Annotated in this window: 16 protein-coding genes; 7 read left to right on the top strand and 9 right to left on the bottom strand. The window is 72.4% G+C overall.

All coding sequences use genetic code 11. The features are described 5' to 3' along the window. Positions 1 to 3: 3 nt before the first annotated feature. Positions 4 to 1,263 carry an 8-amino-7-oxononanoate synthase gene (bioF, locus tag EV148_RS03920; protein ID WP_131993702.1) on the bottom strand — a complete coding sequence of 420 codons (1,260 nt, stop codon included), beginning with the start codon at positions 1,261 to 1,263 and terminating at the stop codon, positions 4 to 6. A 28-nt stretch (positions 1,264 to 1,291) separates the two neighbouring features. Next, on the bottom strand, positions 1,292 to 2,305 hold the full coding sequence (gene bioB / locus EV148_RS03915; RefSeq protein WP_131993699.1) for a biotin synthase BioB: 1,014 nt from the start codon (positions 2,303 to 2,305) through the stop codon (positions 1,292 to 1,294). A gap of 109 nt (positions 2,306 to 2,414) precedes the next feature. Between bioB and EV148_RS03910 the strand changes: the two genes are divergently transcribed. After that, complete coding sequence (locus tag EV148_RS03910; protein WP_131993696.1) at positions 2,415 to 3,134, top strand: ComF family protein; 720 nt, start codon at positions 2,415 to 2,417, stop codon at positions 3,132 to 3,134. Positions 3,135 to 3,339: 205 nt separating this feature from the next. Here the strand turns inward: EV148_RS03910 and ubiA are convergent, their stop codons facing one another. Beyond that, positions 3,340 to 4,323, bottom strand: coding sequence for a 4-hydroxybenzoate octaprenyltransferase (ubiA, locus tag EV148_RS03905; protein WP_241987961.1), 984 nt, complete (start codon positions 4,321 to 4,323; stop codon positions 3,340 to 3,342). A 387-nt stretch (positions 4,324 to 4,710) separates the two neighbouring features. Here ubiA and EV148_RS03900 point away from each other — a divergent pair, with 387 nt between their 5' ends. After that, the gene (locus EV148_RS03900) at positions 4,711 to 6,351 is read left to right on the top strand and encodes an FMN-binding glutamate synthase family protein (protein ID WP_131993693.1); all 1,641 of its coding nucleotides are present in this window, start codon (positions 4,711 to 4,713) and stop codon (positions 6,349 to 6,351) included. Positions 6,352 to 6,382: 31 nt separating this feature from the next. Here the strand turns inward: EV148_RS03900 and EV148_RS03895 are convergent, their stop codons facing one another. Beyond that, positions 6,383 to 6,790, bottom strand: a complete 408-nt coding sequence (locus EV148_RS03895; protein ID WP_131993689.1) for a hypothetical protein — start codon at positions 6,788 to 6,790, stop codon at positions 6,383 to 6,385. Positions 6,791 to 7,162: 372 nt separating this feature from the next. Between EV148_RS03895 and EV148_RS03890 the strand changes: the two genes are divergently transcribed. The 4 genes from EV148_RS03890 to EV148_RS03875 all read left to right on the top strand — a co-directional run bounded on the left by EV148_RS03890 (position 7,163) and on the right by EV148_RS03875 (position 13,039). After that, positions 7,163 to 8,644, top strand: a complete 1,482-nt coding sequence (locus tag EV148_RS03890) for an NHL repeat-containing protein (protein ID WP_131993686.1) — start codon at positions 7,163 to 7,165, stop codon at positions 8,642 to 8,644. Between the two features lie 114 nt (positions 8,645 to 8,758). Continuing rightward, the gene (locus tag EV148_RS03885; RefSeq protein WP_131993683.1) at positions 8,759 to 10,195 is read left to right on the top strand and encodes an amino acid permease; all 1,437 of its coding nucleotides are present in this window, start codon (positions 8,759 to 8,761) and stop codon (positions 10,193 to 10,195) included. Positions 10,196 to 10,247: 52 nt separating this feature from the next. Next, positions 10,248 to 11,222 carry an SGNH/GDSL hydrolase family protein gene (locus tag EV148_RS03880; RefSeq protein ID WP_131993680.1) on the top strand — a complete coding sequence of 325 codons (975 nt, stop codon included), beginning with the start codon at positions 10,248 to 10,250 and terminating at the stop codon, positions 11,220 to 11,222. A 101-nt stretch (positions 11,223 to 11,323) separates the two neighbouring features. After that, complete coding sequence (locus EV148_RS03875) at positions 11,324 to 13,039, top strand: alkaline phosphatase (RefSeq protein ID WP_131993677.1); 1,716 nt, start codon at positions 11,324 to 11,326, stop codon at positions 13,037 to 13,039. Positions 13,040 to 13,043: 4 nt separating this feature from the next. Here EV148_RS03875 and EV148_RS03870 read toward each other — a convergent pair whose 3' ends face one another. From EV148_RS03870 to EV148_RS03860, 3 genes are all read right to left on the bottom strand, one after another. Next, complete coding sequence (locus EV148_RS03870) at positions 13,044 to 14,135, bottom strand: hypothetical protein (RefSeq protein ID WP_131993674.1); 1,092 nt, start codon at positions 14,133 to 14,135, stop codon at positions 13,044 to 13,046. Between the two features lie 134 nt (positions 14,136 to 14,269). Further along, a complete protein-coding gene (locus tag EV148_RS03865) occupies positions 14,270 to 16,588 on the bottom strand; it encodes a winged helix-turn-helix domain-containing protein (protein ID WP_131993671.1) in 2,319 nt (772 codons plus the stop codon). After that, complete coding sequence (locus tag EV148_RS03860) at positions 16,585 to 17,193, bottom strand: methyltransferase (protein ID WP_131993668.1); 609 nt, start codon at positions 17,191 to 17,193, stop codon at positions 16,585 to 16,587. Before EV148_RS03860 ends, EV148_RS03865 begins: the two co-directional genes overlap by 4 nt. A gap of 119 nt (positions 17,194 to 17,312) precedes the next feature. Between EV148_RS03860 and EV148_RS03855 the strand changes: the two genes are divergently transcribed. Continuing rightward, on the top strand, positions 17,313 to 18,779 hold the full coding sequence (locus tag EV148_RS03855) for a hypothetical protein (RefSeq protein ID WP_131993665.1): 1,467 nt from the start codon (positions 17,313 to 17,315) through the stop codon (positions 18,777 to 18,779). Positions 18,780 to 18,784: 5 nt separating this feature from the next. Here EV148_RS03855 and EV148_RS03850 read toward each other — a convergent pair whose 3' ends face one another. Together EV148_RS03850 and EV148_RS03845 are read right to left on the bottom strand one after the other, a co-directional pair. Then, a complete protein-coding gene (locus EV148_RS03850; RefSeq protein WP_131993662.1) occupies positions 18,785 to 19,444 on the bottom strand; it encodes a hypothetical protein in 660 nt (219 codons plus the stop codon). 2 nt (positions 19,445 to 19,446) lie between these two features. Continuing rightward, entirely contained in the window at positions 19,447 to 19,944 is a 498-nt protein-coding gene (locus EV148_RS03845) for an RNA polymerase sigma factor (RefSeq protein WP_131993659.1), read from the bottom strand. Between the last annotated feature and the right edge of the window lie 117 nt (positions 19,945 to 20,061).

The raw sequence follows: 20,061 nt of genomic DNA, 5'->3' as shown, positions 1-20,061 counted from the left end.
CGGTCAGGCCTTGCGTCCGCGGCCGCGACGCGCGCGGGCCCGAGGCAAGGGAGCGGGAGTGGAGGGAGTCTCGGGCACCGCGGTGTCGGCCGGCAGCGACGCGCCAGCGGATGCGAGCGCATCGAGCAGCCGCTCGACGTCGCCCTCCGCGTGGCGCACCGACAGCGCGACGCGCAGGCGCGCCTCGCCTTTCGGCACGGTCGGCGGGCGTATCGCCGGCACGAAGAACCCGGCCTCGGCGAGCTGCCGCGACAGCGCGAGCGCGGCCGCGCTGTCGCCGACCCGCACCGGCTGGATCGGCGTGCGCGATTCGAGCAACGCGATGCGGCGCGCGTGGGCGCCGGTGCGGAAGTGCGTGACCAGGCGCCGCAGGTGGTCGCGGCGCCAGCCTTCGTGGCGCGCGATGTCGATCGCGACGCGCGTCGCCGCGGCGAGCGCGGGCGGCAACGCGGTCGTGTAGACGAAGGTGCGCGCCGATTGCACGAGGCCGTCGACGAGCGCCGCACTGCCGGCGACGAACGCGCCGGCGACGCCGAGCGCCTTGCCGAGCGTGCCCATCAGCACCGGCACGTCGTCCTGCGACAGGCCCGCCTCGGCGACGCTGCCCGCGCCGTCGGCGCCGAGCACGCCGAGGCCATGCGCGTCGTCGACCATCAGCGTCGCCTGCCGTTCGCGCGCGAGGCGCGCGAGTTCGCGCAGCGGTGCGATGTCGCCGTCCATGCTGAACACGCCATCGGTCGCGAGCAGCGCGGCCGCGTCCGGCTCCGTGTCGAGCTGGCGCGCCGCGCTCGCGACATCGCCGTGCACGTAGCGCTTGAAGGTGCAGCCGGCGAGGCGCGCGGCGTCGATCAGGCTCGCGTGGTCGAGCTTGTCCTGCACGCAGAGGTCGCCGGCGCCGAGCAAGGCGGCGACGACGCCGAGATTGGCCATGTAGCCGGTCGAGAACAGCAGTGCGCGCTCGCGCCCGGTCCAGCGTGCGAGCGCGGCTTCGAGTTCGGCATGTTCGTCGCGATGCCCGCCGAGGAGGTGCGCCGCGCCGGCACCGACGCCCCAGCGCGCGGCCGCGCGTGCGAGGGTCTCGCGCAACGCCGGGTGTTGCGCGAGGCCGAGGTAGTCGTTGCTGGCGAAGTCGAGCAGGCGGCGGCCTTCGACGACGATCGTCGCGCCCTCGACCGCATCGACCGTGCGCAAGCGGCGCAGCAGCGACGCGCGCGCGCGTTCGGCCTGCGCGTCGGCGAGTCGGGCGAGCAGGTCGGGGCGCATCGGCGTCGCCGGCGATGGCAGGCGCGGATCAGGCGGCCGCTTCGGCCGCGCAGCGCTCGACGATATCCGCGTGCACCGTGGTCGATTCGACCTCGACGTCGAGCGCGTGGATGCCGAGGCGCGCGAACAGTGCCTGGTCGTGCTCGACGTCGGGATTGCCGGTGGTGAGGAGCTTCTCGCCGTAGAAGATCGAGTTCGCGCCGGCGAGGAAGCACAGCGCCTGCAACTCGTCGCTCATCTCGGCGCGGCCGGCCGAAAGGCGCACCATCGACTTCGGCATGACGATGCGCGCAGCCGCGATCGTGCGCACGAACTCGAATGGATCGAGCATCGTCGTGCCCGCGAGCGGCGTGCCGGCGACCTGCACGAGGCGGTTGATCGGCACCGAATCCGGATGCGCGGGCAGCGTCGCGAGTGCATGCAGCAGCCCCGCGCGCTGCTCGCGCGATTCGCCCATGCCGACGATGCCGCCGCAGCAGGTCTTGAGGCCGGCGTCGCGCACGTGGCCGAGCGTGTCGAGGCGGTCCTGGTACTCGCGCGTGTGGATGATCTCGGAGTAGAACTCGGGCGCGCTGTCGAGGTTGTGGTTGTAGTAGTCGAGCCCGGCGTCCTTGAGCGCGTGCGCCTGCGGTTCGCTGAGCATGCCGAGCGTCGCGCAGGTTTCCATGCCGAGCGCCTTCACCGCGCCGATCATCGCCGCGACCTTCGGGATGTCGCGGTCCTTCGGCGAGCGCCAGGCCGCGCCCATGCAGAAGCGAGTCGCGCCGGCGGCCTTCGCCGCCTTCGCCTTGGCGAGCACGGCGTCGAGGCCCATGAGCTTTTCCGCGTCGACGCCGGTCGCGTAGCGCGCCGCCTGCGGGCAGTAGGCGCAGTCCTCGGGGCAGCCGCCGGTCTTGATCGACAGCAGGGTCGACACCTGCACCGCGTTCGGGTCGTGGTGCTCGCGATGCACGGCCTGGGCGCGTGCGAGCAGGTCGGCGAACGGCAGGTCGAGCAGGGCGAGGATCTCGGCGCGGGTCCAGTCGTGGCGCAGGGCGGTCATGCGGAATCCGGAAAGTCGTACGGGACGGGTGGGCCGGGCGCGATTCCGATGCGGGTGCCCGGGATTGAGGCTCGGCAGTCTCGGCATGCGGCAGGAGGCTGTCAACCACATGCGTACCCTCGCGGTTGACGGCTGGATCGGGCGCGCGCTGCGCGTGCTGCTGCCGCCGTGTTGCCTGCTCTGCGGCGGCCGGGGCGCGGGCGTGCGCGACCTCTGCGCCGGCTGCATCGCGGACCTCGCTGCGAACACGCCCAGCTGCCCGCTTTGCGCGCTACCGCTGGCGACGCCGGCGCCCGCCTGCGGCGCCTGCCTCGCCCGACCGCCACCGTTCGCGGCGGCGTGGGTGCCGCTGCGCTACACGCACCCGCTCGACCTGCTCGAAGCGCGCTTCAAGTTCCACGCCGACCTCGCCGCCGGCCGCGTGCTCGCCGAGCAGCTCGTCGAGTGCGCGCGGCGCGACGCGCCTGTATTGCCGCTGCTGGTCGTGCCGGTGCCGCTGCACGGCGGGCGCCTGCGCGCGCGCGGCTACAACCAGGCGCTCGAACTCGCGCGTCCGCTCGCCCGGGCGCTCGGCGTGCCGTTGCGCCACGACGTGCTGCTGCGCACGCGCTCGACGCCCGCACAGACCGGCCTCGATGCGAAAATGCGCCGGCGCAACCTGCGCGGTGCGTTCGCGGTCGCGCCCGGCTTCGCCTGGCCCGATCACGTCGCCGTGTTCGACGACGTCATGACGACCGGCGCGACCCTGCACGAAGCCGCGCGCACGCTGCGCCGCGCCGGCGTCGCACGCGTCGACGCGTGGGCCCTCGCACGCGCGCCGCGCCGCTGACGTTTCGCGGCGGGACTCGCCGCTGCGCGGCTGCGTCCCACCCCGCGACCGCGTTGTCGCAACCGTGCGCACCGAACATCCCGGGGAGGCGGACGCAGCGGCGCGAATTCTCATGTGCATGCGGGGCGCCGGCCCGCGTTGTCCCACCGGACACCGCACCCGCCACGCCGCACCATCGGCGCGGCGAAACGAACGACCTTGCCGATCAGCGGATCGCCAACGCGAACAACAACCCGAGCCATATGACCAACCCGACGAGGTTGTTGTTGCGGAACGCCGCGAAGCACGCGTTGCGCGCGCGGTCGCGGATCAGCCACTGCTGCCAGCCGAACAGGCCCGCCGCGCCGGCGAGACCGGCGAAATACGGCCAGTGCAGGTGCACGCGCGTGCCGGCGAGCAGCATCGCGAACAGGAACGTCGCCATCAGCACGCCGATGATCACGCGATCGGCGTCGCCGAACAGGATCGCGGTCGACTTCGCGCCGACGCGGATGTCCTCGTCGCGGTCGACCATCGCGTACTCGGTGTCGTAGACGACCGAGAACAGCACGTTGGCGAGGAACAGCAACCAGCACAGCTGCGGCAGCGAGTTGGTCACCGCCGCGAACGCCATCGGGATCGACCAGCCGAACGCCGCGCCGAGCACGACCTGGGCGAGGTGGGTGACGCGCTTGGTGAACGGATACACCGCGGCGAGCGCGGCGCCGACGAAGGCGAGCTTGACCGTCAGCGCATTGGTGAAAAGCACGAGCAAGAACGCGAGCGCGAGCAGGCCGGCGAACAGCAGCAGCGCCTCCTTCTTCGTCACGCGCCCCGCCGCCATAGGCCGGCCGCGCGTGCGTTCGACGTGCGCGTCGAGCCAGCCGTGGTCGGCATAGTCGTTGATCACGCAGCCGGCGCTGCGCATGACGAACACGCCGAGCGTGAAAATCACGAGCGCGCCCGGCGGCGGGAAGTCATTCGCCGCGAACCACAGCGCCCACCAGGTCGGCCACAGCAGCAGCAGCGCGCCGACCGGGCGGTCGAGGCGCATCAGCACGAGGTACTCGCGGATGCGCGCGCGGTGCGCGTCCGGCACGTAGCCGAGCAACCAGTCGATGACGCGCGCGCTGCGCGTCGACGTGTCGGCCGGGCGCGCGGGCGCGGCGGCGCGCGGCGGCGGTGCCACCTTGCGCGCGAACGAGGGCACGATCGGCGGCGGCTCGCCGGCTGCAATCGTCGGCGCGGGTTCCGGCGCCGCAATGGCGGACCGTGGTTCCGCGCGCCGGGCCGGCGGCGCGGTGGGTCCTGCCGGCGCGCGCGTACCCTCGCTCGTCGGCGCGCCCGCATCGGCCGAGGCGGGCTTGCGCGTGCGCGGCGCGCGCTTCGGCGCAGCGGCATCGGCAGGCGCCGTGCTGCGCCGCGTCCGCGGTGCCGCCGCCGGCATGTCGCTGGCGGCTTCGCCTTCGGTCGGTTTGCGCCGTCGCGGCGGCTTGGGACGCTCGCTTTCTTCCATCCGCCGAGTTTATCCCGCAATCGCGGGCGTGGAACCCGGCTATGCTGCCGCTTCATGCTGCGATTCGACCCGGAGTTGCCGATGGAACAGTGGCTGCCCTCGCGCTATCTCGCCTTCATCGCCTGCGTGCTCGTCTGCGCGCTCGCCTTCGCCGGCTGGGAGCTCGGGCTCGGCGTGCGCCTCGTCGCGCTCGCCAGCGCCGTGCTCGTCGTCATCGGCCTCGCCGACCTTGCGCAGAAGCGCTCGACCCTGCGGCGCAACTACCCGCTGATCTGCCACGTGCGCTTCTTCTTCGAGTACGTGCGGCCGATGCTGCGCCAGTACGTGGTCGAGTCCGACAACGAGGAAGTGCCGTTCTCGCACGTGCAGCGCGCGGTGGTGAAGCAGCGCGCGAAGAACATCCTCGACGTGCGTCCGTTCGGCAGCGAACTGGACATGTACGCCGAGCGCTACGAATGGCTCAACCATTCGATCCGGCCGAGCCGAATCGACGACCACGACTTCCGCATCGACGTCGGCACGCAGTGCGCGGCGCCGTACTCGGCGAGCGTGTTCAACATCTCGGCGATGAGCTTCGGCGCGATCTCGCCGAACGCGATCCGCGCGCTGAACGAGGGTGCGCGCCGCGGCCGCTTCTACCACGACACCGGCGAGGGCTCGCTGTCGGCCTATCACCGCGAGAACGGCGGCGACATCGTCTGGGAACTCGGTTCCGGCTACTTCGGCGCGTGCGAGCGCGCCGGGGTTTTCAGCGAGGCGAGGTTCGCCGAGAAGGCGGTGCTCGACCAGGTGAGGATGATCGAGATCAAGCTCTCGCAGGGCGCCAAGCCCGGCCACGGCGGCGTCCTGCCGGCGCCGAAGGTGAGCGCGGAGATCGCCGCGACGCGCGGCGTCGCGATGGGCGAGGACTGCATCTCGCCGGCGCGCCATTCCGCGTTCGACACGCCCGAGGGCCTGTTGCACTTCGTGGCGCGCCTGCGCGAACTCTCGGGCGGCAAGCCGACCGGCTTCAAGCTCGCGATCGGCCATCCGTGGGAATGGTTCGGCATCGCCAAGGCGATGACGACGACCGGCATCCTGCCCGATTTCATCGTCGTCGACGGCGGCGAAGGTGGCACCGGCGCGGCGCCGCTCGAATTCACCGACCACGTCGGCGCGCCGCTGCGCGAGGCGCTCATGCTCGTGCACAACACCCTGGTCGGCCTCGACCTGCGCGAGCGCATCCGCATCGGCGCGAGCGGCAAGGTGATCACCGCGCTCGATCTCGCGCGCACGCTCGCGATCGGCGCCGACTGGTGCAACGCCGCGCGCGGATTCATGTTCGCGCTCGGCTGCATCCAGTCGCAGAGCTGCCATACCGACCGGTGCCCGACCGGCGTCGCGACGCAGGACCCGCGCCGCTGGAACAAGCTCGACGTGCCGGACAAGGCCGCGCGCGTGGCGAGCTTCCACGACAACACGCTGCGCGCGCTGAAGGAACTGTTGCAGGCGGCCGGCCTCGAGCATCCGTCCGAACTCGGGCCGGAACACGTGATCCGGCGCATCTCGTCGAACCAGGTGCGTTCGCTCGCATCGCTCTACCGCTTCCTCGAACCGGGCGAACTGCTCGGCGGCGACGTGCCCGAGCACGCGGTGTTCCAGCGCTTCTGGCGCGTCGCGCGGCCGGATACGTTCGCCGCGCCGGAAGAGCTCAGCGCGCGGCGGCGCAGCAAGTCGCGCTGACCCGCGCAACGCCCGGGGCCAACCGTGCGCGTCAGTCGCGGTTGGTGCGCGCCTGGCAACGCGCGAGGTCGCGGTTGTCGATGCGCCAGATGCGGTCGGCGCCGCACAGCGAGACGTCGCGCACGATGCATTCGTTGTCGTCGTCGTCGACCATCTTCACGTCGTACTTGTCGCAGGCGATGCCGGTCAGCGTGAACGTACCGTCCGGGTGAACGGAATGGCGGCCGAGCTGGTTCGGGCCCCAGTGATCGCTGCCGACCGGCGCGAAATAGAGCTCCTGCAGCGACCATCGCGATTGATTGCGCAGCTCGACCTGCGAATCCGACGGCCGGTCGTCGCCCTTCATCTTCGCCTCGAGATCGGTTTGCGCGAAGGCGGGCGCGGCGACGAACGAGGCCGCGAGGGCGAGCTGCGTGGCGCGGTGGATGAACATGTGCATGGTGCCTCCTCGATGATCGATGGGAATGCGACGTCGGCGATTAGCCCACTCCCGCGCGGCGCGCCGCAAGAAACGCGCGCTGAATGTTCAGTCGGCGGACACGTGCGCCGCGGTCCGGATTCAGCGGGGGGTTCTTCGCGCGGCCTCGATCGGTGCGATCGCGTTCCCGCCAACGGACTGCCGTCGCTCGGCCTCGGGCTCGCGCGCCAACTCGGCCCGCGACCCTAAGTCCGCGTGCGCAGGCCGACGGCGCCTGGCGCGCCGCTTGCGCGCGCGCGTGAACGGGACACAATGCCGTGTCCGATCGCGGAACGCGGGTTCCGCGCATTTTCCGACGGCGCATGCGCCGCCCTGCCTCCGGGAGAGATCGCCATGAAGCCGGGATCCCTGTTCACGCTCCGCCTCGCATTCCTCGCACTCGCCGGTTCGTTCGCCGCGGCCGGGCACGCGCAATGGTCGTCCGACGCGGCGGACAACCTCGTCGTCGGTGACGCCGCCGGCGGCACGACGCAGCCGAAGATCGTCGCCGCGCCGGACGGCGGCTTCTACGTGAGCTGGTTCGCCGATGCGAGCGGCTACGACGTTCGCCTGCAACGTCTCGATGCGGGTGGCCACGAGCTCTGGCCGCACGACGGCGTGCTCGTCGCCGACCGCGACTACAGCTTCACGTACGACTACGGCCTCGCCGTCGATGCGGCGGGCAACGCCTACGTATCGTTCAACTGCTGCGCCAACGGCGCCGACGACGAACACATCGCAGTGAGTAGGGTGCTCGCCGACGGCACGCCCGCGTGGGGCGCGAATGGCCTCACCGTGTCCGCACCCGCATCGACCGAAGCGGTCTACAACGCCTACGTCACGGCGACCACCGACGGCGACATCGTCGTCGCCTGGTCCGCCGATGGCGGCGTGCGCGCGCAGAAGCTCGATCCCGCCGGCAACGCGCTATGGGCGGCAAACGGCGTGCTGCTGGACCAGCCGGGTGGGGTCAAGCTGCTCGGTGGCGTGCAGCCCGGCCTCGGCGGCGATGCGATCGTGTCGTGGTCGAACCAGAACGGTCCGACGCGCATCCTGCGCGCGCAGAAGCTCGCCGCGGCCGACGGCGCTCCGCAGTGGGGAGGCGGCACCGCGGTGCGGGTGTTCGGCGTCGGCAACCTGCAGGCCGGCTACTACCCGCCCTCCATCGCCGACGGCGCGGGCGGCGGCGTGTTCTGGGATTACGATGCGATCGGGCTCGTGCAGAACGCGCGCGTGCAGCACATCGATGCGGACGGCAACCTGCTGCTCGGCACCGACGGCGTGCTCGCGACGACCGACACCACGAGCGCGCACCTCGGCACCGTGGCGAGCTGGGACGCCGCGAGCGGCAGCATCTACGTGGTCTGGAACGACTACCTCAATTCCGGCGGCGCCGATTACGACGGCGTCTCGGCGCAGCGAATCGACAGCAGCGGCGCGCGCGCCTGGGGCGACACCGGCAAGGTGCTCGTGCCACTCACCGATGCGACCGACGGCACGCACGTGATCTCGCAGCTGACCGCCTTGCCGACGCCGGATGGCGTGCTCGCGGGCTGGGTCACCGGCGCGATCCCGGCCGCGAACCAGCCGTTGACCGTCGCGCGCCTCGACGCCGCGGGCGACTACGTCTGGGCGACGCACACCGTCGCGGTGAAGACCGACCGCTATACCGGCCGCATGACCGGCACGGTCGGCAGCGACGGCTTCGCGGCGTACGCGTGGCAGGACGGCGGCAACGGCGACGATGCGACGATCCGCGTGCAGAACCTCAACCTCGACGGCACGCTCGGCGTGTCGATCATCGACGAGATCTTCGTCGACGGCTTCGACGGCTGAGCGCAGCCCGCGGGGCCGGCGTTCGCGCGCGGCGCATGCCGCGTGCTGCAGTGCGCCCTGAGCGCCAGGCGGCGTTGCGGCTATGATCGGCGCTTCCGTCCAGGGGAATGCCGCATGAGCCTGCTCGCGCAACTGACGCGTCACAAGCCGATCGAACAGCTGCAGGCCGAGCTCGGCTCGCGTCGCGACTTCCGCCGCGTGCTCGGCGTCTGGCAGCTCACCGCGATCGGCCTCGGCGGCATCATCGGCGTCGGCATCTTCGTGCTTGCCGGCCAGCAGGCCGCCGCGAACGCGGGCCCGGCGGTCGCGCTCTCGTTCATCATCGCCGGCATCGCAAGCGCCGCCGCGGCGCTGTGCTACGCCGAGTTCGCCGGCCTCATCCCGGTCACCGGCAGCGCCTACACCTACAGCTACGCGACGCTCGGCGAACTCGTCGCCTGGCTGATCGGCTGGGACCTGCTGCTCGAATACGCGCTCATCGTCGCCGCGGTCGCGAGCGGCTGGTCCGGCTACGTGCTGAACCTCCTCGACGCGTTCGGCCTGCACCTGCCCGAGGCCTTGCGCGGCGCGCCGCACTCGGGCGACGGCCGCGTGTTCAACCTCATCGCCGCGCTCGTCGCGATGGCGGTCGCGCTGCTGCTGACGATGCGCACCGAGTGGGGCGCGCGTGCGAACACGCTGATCGTCGCGATCAAGGTGGTCGCGGTCGTCGTCGTGATCGGCGTCGGCGCCTTCCACGTCGACCCGGCGAACTGGCATCCGTTCGTGCCCGAGCGCGTCGTCGGCGCCGACGGCGTCGGCCATTACGGCTGGCAGGGCGTCGTCACCGCCGCCGCGGTCGTCTTCTTCGCGGTGTTCGGCTACGACACGCTGACCACCGCGGCGGAGGAAGCGAAGGACCCGCAGCGCGACTTGCCGCGCGCGATCCTGCTCTCGCTCGGCGTGTCGATGACGCTCTACATCACGATCACGCTCGTACTCACCGGCATGGTCTCCTACACCCAGCTCGGCAACGACGCGCCGGTCGCGCACGCGTTCCAGGCGCTCGGCATGAAGTGGATCGGCGCGGCGATCTCGGCCACCGCGGTGGCGAGCATCCTCAGCGTGATCTTCGCCTTCATGCTCGCCGCGGCACGCATCTGGTTCGCGCTGTCGCGCGACGGCCTGCTGCCGGCCTGGTTCGCCAAGGTGCATCCGAGCTATGGCACGCCGCACCGCCCGACGCTCGCACTCGGCCTCTTCACCGCGCTCGTCGCCGGCCTGTTCCCGCTCGGCGAGGTGGCCAAGCTCGTCAACATCGGCGTGCTGTCGGCGTTCATCGTGATCTGCAGCGCGGTGCTGATCCTGCGCCGGCGCAAGCCTGACCTGCCGCGCGCGTTCCGCACGCCGTGGGTGCCGGTCGTGCCGGTGATCGGCATCGTGTTTTCGGTCTGGCTGCTGTCCGAGCTCGCCGCGATCACCTGGGCCGTGTTCGTCGGCTGGGTCGCGCTCGGCCTCGTCATCTATTTCGCCTGGGGCATCCGCCACAGCCGCCTCGCGCCGCCGCGCTGAGGCGCGGTACACTCGTATACGCGTCGGCACCGCGCCGGCGCGGGAGTGCGCCATGGCCGGTCCGATCCGCGAGTATCCGCTCGATCGCTGCGACCTGTTCCTCGCCCGCTGCAAGAGCCGCAGCAGGGCGATCAAGGTGTTCGCGACCGGCGATTCCTGGCTCGCCGCGCCGGGTGGCTGGTGGCGCGGCGCGTCGGTCGTCAACCTGCTCAACGACGACGACTGGGTGCGTGCGATCGATCCGACGCACCCGGGCTTCAACGTGCTGTCGATCGCCAAGGTCGGCTTCGAGATGAAGCAGATGCCGGGCGACCACGACCTCGTCGCGCTCGATTACGTGCGCAGCGAGTTCGCGCGCCAGCAGCGCCCGTTCGCGTTCGACGCGTTCATGGTCAGCGGCGGCGGCAACGATTTCATCCCGAAGATCCAGAGCTACGTCAGCGGCGGCGACGGCGAGGCGACGATCGACGCTGCCGCGCTCGACGCGATCTTCGACCAGATCGCCAGCCGCTGGAGCGCCCTGCTAGCGCGCCTCGTGCCCGGCAGCGCACCCGTGCTCACCAACGGCTACGGGCCGATCATCCCGACGCTCGAGCCGGGCTCGACCTGGCTGCCGCTGCTCGGCATCGGCCCGTGGGTCGGGCCGTGGCTGTTGCAGCACTGCGGCCTCGACGCGGTGCATGCACGCGCGATCGTCGACGAGGTCATGAACCGCTTCAATGCGCGCATCGCGGCCTTGCCCGGCGTCACCTATTTCGACCTGCGGCCGGTCGTCGCGGCGATGCCCGCGTCGTTCTGGCACGACGAGATCCACTTCACCGCCGCCGGCTGGGAACGCGTCGCGCAGCGCTGGATGGAGGAACTCGACGCACGCGCCGGGCGCACGCCGCAGGTACCGGCGGCGAGCCTGCGCGGCGTGCGCATGCCGGCGCTCGCCGGCGCGCGGGCGACGCCGGAGAAGAAGGCCGCGCGCGCGCGCAAGCCAGGCGCGAAATCCACGCGCGGTCGCTCGCGCCGGCCGCGTTGACGCATCCTCTTCTTGATGCTGCCGCAGTGTGCGCACCTGCGATGGCGCGTGCAACGCGAATGTGCTGCACTGTCGCACGGTTTTCGTGAGGAGAACGCCCGATGCCGTACCTTTCCCTGCGCCTCGTCGCCGCCGGCGTCGCGGTCGGTCTCGCGTGTGCCGGATGCGCGCCGGCGACGCCGCGCGCCGATGCGGGCGGGAGCGCCATCGACGTGCCCGTCATCCGACATCCGGATGGCGAGACGCCCGACTGGTGGTTCCGCGCCGGCGCGGCCGCCGTGCATGCGAACCTGCCGCGGCCTGCGCACGCGAAGAACGTGATCGTGTTCCTCGGCGACGGCATGAGCATCCCCACGATCACCGCCGCGCGCATCCTCGACGGCCAGCGCAAGGGTGGCCCGGGCGAGGAGAATCGCCTCGCGTTCGAGAAATTCCCCGCGAGCGCGCTCAGCAAGACCTACGAGACCGACCACCAGACGCCGGACTCCGCCGGCACGATGACCGCGATCATGACCGGCGTGAAGACGCGCTTCGGCGTGATCGGCGTCGACCAGCGCGCGACGCGTGGCGACTGCGCCTCGAGCAAGGGCACCGAGCTCGTCAGCGCGCTCGAACTCGCCGCCGCGGCCGGGCTCGCGACCGGCGTCGTCACGACCACGCGCATCACCCACGCGACGCCCGCGGCAACCTACGGCCACCTGCCCGAGCGCAACTGGGAAGTGGACGCCAAGGTTCCGGACAAGGATCGCGCCGCCGGCTGCATCGACTTCGCGCGCCAGTTCGCCGATTTCCGCATCGGCGAGGGCATCACGGTCGCGTTCGGCGGCGGGCGCACCGAGTTCATGCCGGCGAGCCAGCACGATCCCGAATACGCGCAGTTGCCCGGCAAGCGCCTCGATGGCCGCGATCTCATCGCCGACTGGAAGCGGCAGCCCGGCGCCGAGTACGTCTGGAACAAGCAGCAGCTCGACGCACTCGATCTCGCCCGTACGCGCCGCGTGCTCGGCCTGTTCGACGTCGAGCATCTCAAGTTCGAGCACGAGCGCGCGAAGGATCCGGCCGGCGAGCCGAGCCTGTCGGAGATGACGCGCGCGGCGCTGACCGTGCTGCAGCAGCGCCCCAACGGCTACTTCCTCATGGTCGAAGGCGGTCGCATCGACCAAGGCAGCCATGCCGGCAATGCGTTCCGCGCGCTCAACGAGACGATCGAGTTCGCGCACGCGGTCGCGGTCGCCGACGAGATGACCTCGGCCGACGACACGCTGATCCTCGTCACCGCCGACCACAGCCACACGCTCACCTTCGTCGGCTATCCCGCCCGCGGCAACCCGATCCTCGGCAAGGTGCGCGGCGCGAGCGGCGAGGGCGCGCCGACCAACGACTATGCGCGCGACGCGACCGGCCTGCCGTATACGACCCTGCAGTATGCGAACGGCCCTGGCTACGCGGGCGCGAGCGCGCGCCAGCCGGAAGGGCCCAAGCGCTACCCGCACGACGGCAGCGGCTATCGCCGCGCCGAGCATGGCCGGCCGGATCTCGAGCACGTCGACACCGAAGCCGAGGACTACGAGCAGGAAGCCATGGTCCCGCTCGGCGCGGAAACGCACGGCGGCGACGACGTCGCGGTCTACGCGCGCGGGCCGGGCTCGGCCGCGGTGCACGGCTCGATGGAGGAGAACGCGCTGTTCCACGTCATCGCGCAGAATGCCGACGCGATCCGCACAGAACTCTGCCGCCTCGGCAGCTGCGACGCGAACGGCGTGCCGGTGCAGCGGCCTACGCGCGCGCAACTGCTCGCCGCCACGAAGACCCCGTAGGCCGTCAGCCGTCGAAGCCGTCGTCGAAGATCGAGTCGTCGCCGATCGGCGTCGCGATGAAGCTGCCGACCTCGAAGTCGCCGACGCGGCCGACACCGACGATGACGCCGTGGTCGTTGATCGCGGCAGCCTTGAGCAGGTACGGGAAGCCGGCGTCGTCGTCGCACTGCGCGAGCAGGTCGTAGGCGACGCCGTCGGCGTAGACGAATGCCTTGAAGCTCAGCGTGGCGAAATCCTGCGCGCGGCCGACGATCGTGCCGGCGGCGTTGATGCCGTAGGCCGCGCCGGTCGAAAGGCCGAGCAGCGCACCAGGGATTTCGGTGGCGATGCCGCCCTCGAACACGACGGGCACCGCGTGCCCATCGCTCGCGATGTCCATCTCGCCGACCGCGGTGCCGCCCTCGTCGATGCCATGCGCCATGCTCGCGACGTCGTCGACGCCGGCCGCGATCGGCAGGATGCCCGGCATGCCGAACGTGCCGGTGGTCGCGTGCGACGCGGCGAAGATCGCGTTCCAGCCGCCGACGATCGTGCCGGCGTCGTTGATCGCCGACCAGTACGCCTGCGTGTCGGGGCCGTTCGGCGGCACGCCGTCATCGACGAGGCCGCCGGCCGCGCTCCAGCTGAAGGCGCGGAACGCGCCGTCCTGCGACGCGAGGCCGACGACGACGCCCGCATTGTTGATGTCGGCGGGGTCTAGCTTGTTCGCCTGGTCGTCGCCGATCACGACGTAACTGTCGGGCTGCGCCGCGTCCCACAACAGCGCGGTCGTCTGCGCGCCGTCGTCGGTGATCGTCGTGGCATAGCCGACGATCTGGCCGAGGTCGTTGATCGCGGTCGCCATCGCCTCGTCGCGGCCGGCCGGGCGCGCCAGCGTGATCACCTGCTGGCCGTCGAACAGGAAGGCCTGGTTGGCGAAGTCCGCGTCGACGTAGTAGCCGACCGCCTGGCCGGCTTCGTTGATGTCGGCGACGTAGACGCCGTTCGCACCGGGGATCGTGATCGGCGCGAGATGGTAGTGCGGTGCGGGCGTGCCCGCGGTGGCGCTCCCGGCCGACAGGGCCGCGAGGATGAACAGGACAGGTCGAAGATGCATGGAAGCCTCGTGAACGATGGTGCCGCCCCGAGCGGGGCCGCATGAGCCTGCCGCCGCGCGCCGGGCGAGGCGTTCGAATCGGATGCGAATACCGTTCGGATCGCGTTCCGAAGCCGCATTCGCGGCGCGGGAACTCAGCCGGGCGGAGTGCCGAGCGCGCGCGGGATCGCGCGTTCGCCGGCGAGGCGGCGCGCGGTGTCGAACGCGGCCTGCCAGGCTTCGCGCCGGCCCTGCGCGCGGGCGAGCGCGAGTTGCACGAGCGCCGCGTCGTAGTCGCGGTCGGCCCACACGGCGACCTGGCTCGCGATCGCGGCGGCTTCGGCGACGCGCGTGCGCGCGAGCAGGTAACCGACGTAGTCCGCGGCGACGCGCACGATCGCGAGCGGCACGCCCTGCGCCTGGGCGAGTGCGAAGGCGGAGGCGAACGCGCGCGCCGCGTCGTCGTCGCGGTGTTCCGCCCAGGCCCGGTTGGCCGCGGCCAGCCGGCGCAGCGGCGTGCGCGCGTTCGTCGCCGCGTCGGCGGGCGGCTCGGGCGCGCCGGCCGTGGCCCGCGTGCGGCCGAGCGAACGCTCGATGCGCGCGCGCAGCAGTTCGACGTCGGCGCGGATGATGTCGCTGTCGGCGGAGGCGAGCGCCCCGGCCGGCACGCCGGCGAGCTCGGCGAGCGCGCCCTCGCCGTCGCCGCGACGCCAGGCGAGCTCGGCGCGCAGCAGGCGGATGCGTTCGTTCTCGGCGACGTCGGCGGGCCGGCCGTCGTTGGCCGGGTCGTCGAGCAACTCGCCGGCTTCGTTGTGGCGGCCCTGCTGCAGCAGCTGCTCGACGCGATAGAGGCGCATCGACAGGCGCGAGTAGCGGCTCGGCACGCGCGCACGTTGAGACCATGAGGCGTCCATTGCTTCCCAGGCGCGCGCGTTGTCGAGCTGCGCGCGGCGCGCCTCGAACAGGAGCTGCAGTTCGCCGATGCGCTCCTGCACGAGCCCGAGCGCTTCGAAGCGCGCGATAGCGGCGACGAGGTACGGCTCGGCCTGCGCCGGATGCGCGCGCAACAGTTCCATCGCGCCGATGTTGCCGTCGACGCGCGCGACGCCGCCTTCGTCGCCGGCGCGCTGGAATGCATCGCGTGCGATGCCGTAGTCGAGCAGCGCGGCCGGATAATCCTCGAGCGAGGTGCGGCTGACCGCACGGCCGTTGTGCAGGCGGCCGCGCAGTTGCGGCTCGGCGGCGTCGCCGAGCGCATCGATGCCGTCGCCGAACCAGCGCCCGGCCTCGGCGTATTCGCCCGATCGCACGGCGATGAGGCCGCGCGCGGCGAGCACCTGCGCGCGGAACACGCCCGCGGTCGCCGGCGCGGCGAGCATTCCGTCGAGCGAGCGGCGCGCCTCGTCGAGCCGGCCCGCGCGGATGTCGACCTCGGCCAGTTGCAGGCGCAGGCGCGGCGTGTCGCGCGCGAGGCGCGCATCGCCGAGCAGGATCGTGCGCGCGGTGTCGGGTTCGTTCGCGAGCAGCGCCGCTTGCGCGCGCTGCACCGTCTCGCTGACCGGGTCCGCCTCGGCGGTGCCGGCAGGCACGTGGCCGAGCGCGGCCGCGAGGCGGTCGGCCGCGCCGCGCACCGCGGCGATCGGGCTGGCGTCGTCGCCGGTCGCCGCCAGCGGCGGCGCGGTGCCCGCGCGCAGCGCACGCAGGTGCACGAACCAGCGACCGTCGCGCTGCATGACGTCGCCTTCGACGAGCGTCGCCGCCGGCGCGGCGCGACGCATGGCCGTCGTGTCGTCGCCGCCGGCTTCCCCGAGCGCGCGCAACTGGCCGACGGTCTGCTCGCTCGGCTGCACGACGAGGCCGCTGCGGCGCAGCCGGTCGGCGACGAGATCCATGCCGCCGAGGCGCAGCCAGCGTCCGTCGCCGTCGCCGGCGGCGAGCGGCAGCACGACGACGCGTGCGCGCGATGCATCGGCGACCGCCGGCGCGGCGTGGCGCTGCGACCAGGCCCAGGTGATCGCCGTCGCGACGACGGCGAGCAACACGACGCAGGCGAGCACGGCGCTCGTGCGGCGCCGCGGGCGCGGCGCAGTGATCGACTCCGCCGGCGCGGCCGCCGCGCGATCGTCCATGCGCGCGGGCGCGGCATCCGCCGGCGTCGCGTCGGGCACGACCGTCGGCGCGACCCACTGGTAGCCGAAGCCGGCGACGGTGCGGATCGCCCACTGCGTCTGGCCGTCGTCGTCGAGCGCGCGCCGGCATTGCACGACGAGCTGGCCGAGCTGCACGTCGGTGGCGGCGCCGTGGCGCCACAGCGCGCGGATGAGTTCGTCGCGATCGACCGCGCGCTCGCGCCGCTCGACCAGCATGAGCAGGCAGCTGAACGCGCGCGCGGGCAGGGCGACGCGCGCACCGTCCTTGCGCAGTTCGCGCGCCGCCGCATCGAGCGTGAACGCGCCGAAGCGATACGCGCTCATGCGCGCGCCGGCAGGCACTCGAGCGCGGCGACCGAGCGCGAGAGGCGCGGCGACAGGTACGCGTGCGAGCCGCAGGCGAGCAGGCCGGCGGCGGCGAAGCGCGCGCGATACCACGCCGGCGCGCGCGCGATGAAACCCTGCGTGTCGCCGCCCGGATCGTCGCGCGCGGTGAACACCTCGATGAAGGCGAGCCCTTCGAGCAGGTCGACGAAGCCCGACAGGCCGCGCGCGACCTCGCGCGCGGGCACGTAGTGCAGCATGTCGCTGCAGACGACGAGGTCGTAGCGCTCGTCGAAGCGCAGCTCGGCGAGCTGGCCGAACGTGGCGAGGCCGATGTTGCGCGAGCGGCCGTAGCGCGCGACCACGTACTCGCTCGCGTCGAGGCCGCGATAGGCGAGCTTCGGCCGCAGCTGCAGCAGCGGCGCGCGCCACGCGGCCTCGCCGCAGCCGACGTCGAGCACGTTGCGCAGCGGGCGCGCGAGGTAGTACTCGGCCAGGTGCACGACCATCGCGACCTTGCGCGCGAGTTCGGCGCGCGAGCCGACGCGGTGCGCCGGGCTGCGGTACCACTTGTCGAAGTAGGCGCGGTCGTACGTTTTGCTCATGGCAGGCGGAACACGGGCACGGGAACGCCCATGGTAAGCGACACGCGCGCGCAGGCTGCAGCGGGCGGACAATCGGCGGCGCGGGAGGGGTGATGGGCAAGCAGCGAGCGAGGCAGCGCGTGGCAGCAGCCAGGGCGCCGGCGCCGGACCCACCGGTGAGCGGCTGGCGCGCATTCCTGCTCGGCCAAGCGGCGGGCCTCGCGATAAGCCCGCTGATCCGTTTCATCGCCGCCTTCCCGCTCGGTTTCGCGATCGTGCTGCTCGGTACCGGCTGGCTGGTCGGACCGGCGCGCCTGCTCGATGCGTGGCACTACCGCAGCTACACCGCGTCGGCCGAAGGCCGCATCGTCGATGCCTGGCTCGCGCTCGACTTCGACGCCGCGGCGCAGGGGGATCGCGGCAACTGGGCTGGCCCCGCGCGCGCGACGCATTGCGCGGTGGTCGCCTACGAGGGCGAGTGGGGCGACCCCCTGCGCCGCGCCTACTGCGGCAACCGCCTCAACGTCCATGGCGAGGAAACCCTGCCGATGCTCGTCGACGACGTGGCGATGGCGCCGGGCGTGCCGTTCGCGATGCCGCGCGACACGCGCGGTTTCGCCGTGCCGACGATCCGCCTGGGCGCGGCCGAGGCCGCATGGCTGAAGGCGCATCCGCCGTTCAGCGGCTTCGACGCGCGCGTGTCGCGCACCGCATGGGATGCGCTGCGCCTGCGCCTCGACCGCCCGCTCGATGCGGCGCTCGCCGGCTGGAGTGCGCCGATGCCGGCATTCCCGCTCGCGCTCGACCCGCGCGATCCGGCCGGTGCGATGCCGGCCGCCTGGGTCGACGCGAAGCGCCATCCCGGCCATCCCGGCGCATGGGCCGCCGGCGCGCTGCTGCTCGCGGCGGGCAGCTGGCTCTGGTTGCGCGGCATGGCCGTGCTCATGGGCGGCCTGCCGCGCGCGGCGATGCTGTTCGCCGCGATCGCGCCCTTGCTGCTGCTGCCGTGGTGGGGCGAGCGCATGCCGCGCGCGCTCGCCCACGTGCAGCCGCAGGTCGCCGACGTCATCGCCGACGTGCTCGCCGACATCGACGTCACCGGCCGTCTCGTCGCCTCGTCGCCGGATGCGGCGCAGCTCGCCCACGGCGGCGAGCAGCTCGCCTGGCGCATCGGCGAAGGCACGTACGCCGATACGCTCGGCCCGGTCGACTGGGGCTCGCCGCCGGCACCGCCCACGGACGCGGCGAAGGCGCTCGCGGCGCTCGTCGCGCGCGTCCGCGCGCGCGTCGACGCACTCGCGCCGGAGCGGCGCGAGGCGCTCTTCGCCAGGCTGCGCGAGGACAAGGAAGCCGATCGTTACGGCGGCGGCCTGCTGTTCGTCCCCGTCGCGGCCGCGATCGCCTGGGATGAATCGCGCGGTGTCGGCGAGCGGAACGCGGCCGAGCGCTTCCTCGACGCCTGGGTCACCTCGCCGGTCGAGACGCCGTTGCCGGGCGACGTCGGTTTCGCCGCGCGCGTCGAGCTGTTCCGCCGCCTCGGCGACGTGCCCGACGCGGCGATCGCGAACCGCGCGCGCTCGATCGCCGAGGGCGCGCAGCCGCACTGAAAACCTCAATCGCGTTCGAACGCCGCGAGTTCGTCGAGCGCCGCCTGCGCGCGACGGATGCTGCCGCCGGCCGCGGCGTCGTCGAGCTTGCGGCCGAACGCGGCGCGTTCGGGCCGGTTCGCCCAGCGGTGGAACCACCACGTCCCGAGCAGCCCGATCGCGCCGATCGCGAGCTGGACCAGGGCGACGCCGGGCGCGTCCTCGAGCATGCGGCCGTCGCCGAGCACGACCAGCAGCGGCACGTAGATGAACCACCAGGGCAGGCCGACGACCATGCCGCCGATCACGTAGGCACGACGCAGCGCGAGCAGCCGCCGCTGGATCGCGAGCACGGGTTCGGCGTAGTCGATCGCGGCGATGCGCGCCTCGACGACCGCGCCGACGATGACGAGGCCGAGGCAGTACGCGTGCAGGACGAGGCCGCTGGCGAGCAATGCGGGTTCGTGCAGGTGCCGCACCCAGTACGGCGCGAACACGAGCATGCCGGCCGCGCCGATGAGCATCTGCAGCGCCTGGCCCCAGGCGAGCGGGCGCAGGCCGCGTCGCGCGCTGTCGGTACGGCTGCTCTTGAGCAACTGGAAGCCCAGCGCGTTCTGCTGCCGCAGGCGGCGGTCGAGGGTCTGCCACGCGTGCTTGAGGTCGTCGAGTTCCATGGTCGTTTCCATTTTCATGCTCCCAGTTCGTCGCGGATGCGCATCTTCAGGCGGCCGATCTTGGTCGCCACGTTGGTTTCGGAGAGGCCGAGGATCTCGCCGATCTCGCGCTGGCTGCGTTCGTCCAGGTAGAGCAGCATGAGCGCGCGGTTGAGCGGGTCGAGCCGCTCGATGCAGCGGTACAGCGCGCGCACGCCGTCGTCGGCCTCGCGCGCGGCGTCGGCATCGTGCCCGGGCTCGACGCCGGCTTCCTCGAGCGGCAGGTGCCGCCGCTCGCCGGCGCTGCGCGCATGCGAGATCGCGACGTTGAGCGCGACGCGGTACATCCAGGTCGAGAACGGCCGGCCGCGGTCCCACGCCGGCAATGCCTTCCATAGCTGCGCCGCGATCTCCTGCGCGAGGTCGCGCCGGTCCTCCGTGTCGCGGCAGTACGCGTGCGCGATCTTCAGCACGATGCCCCGATGGCGTTCGAGCAGCTGCTCGAACTGCGCCTGTCGCGCCGCCGTCGTCATGGTCGCCCCTGCAATGTCCACCCGCGCCCCCGATCCTGCCTGATGCCGAGGTGATACGCGCGTGGGCGGCCGACATCACACGGCGCACCGGCCGGCGCGCGGACCCGGCCGCCCGGC

The organism is Dokdonella fugitiva, assembly GCF_004342425.1.
Taxonomy (GTDB): Bacteria; Pseudomonadota; Gammaproteobacteria; order Xanthomonadales; family Rhodanobacteraceae; genus Dokdonella_A; species Dokdonella_A fugitiva.
The sequence above is the reverse complement of the archived record's forward strand: the minus strand, read 5'-3'. Positions and strand labels throughout refer to the sequence as shown.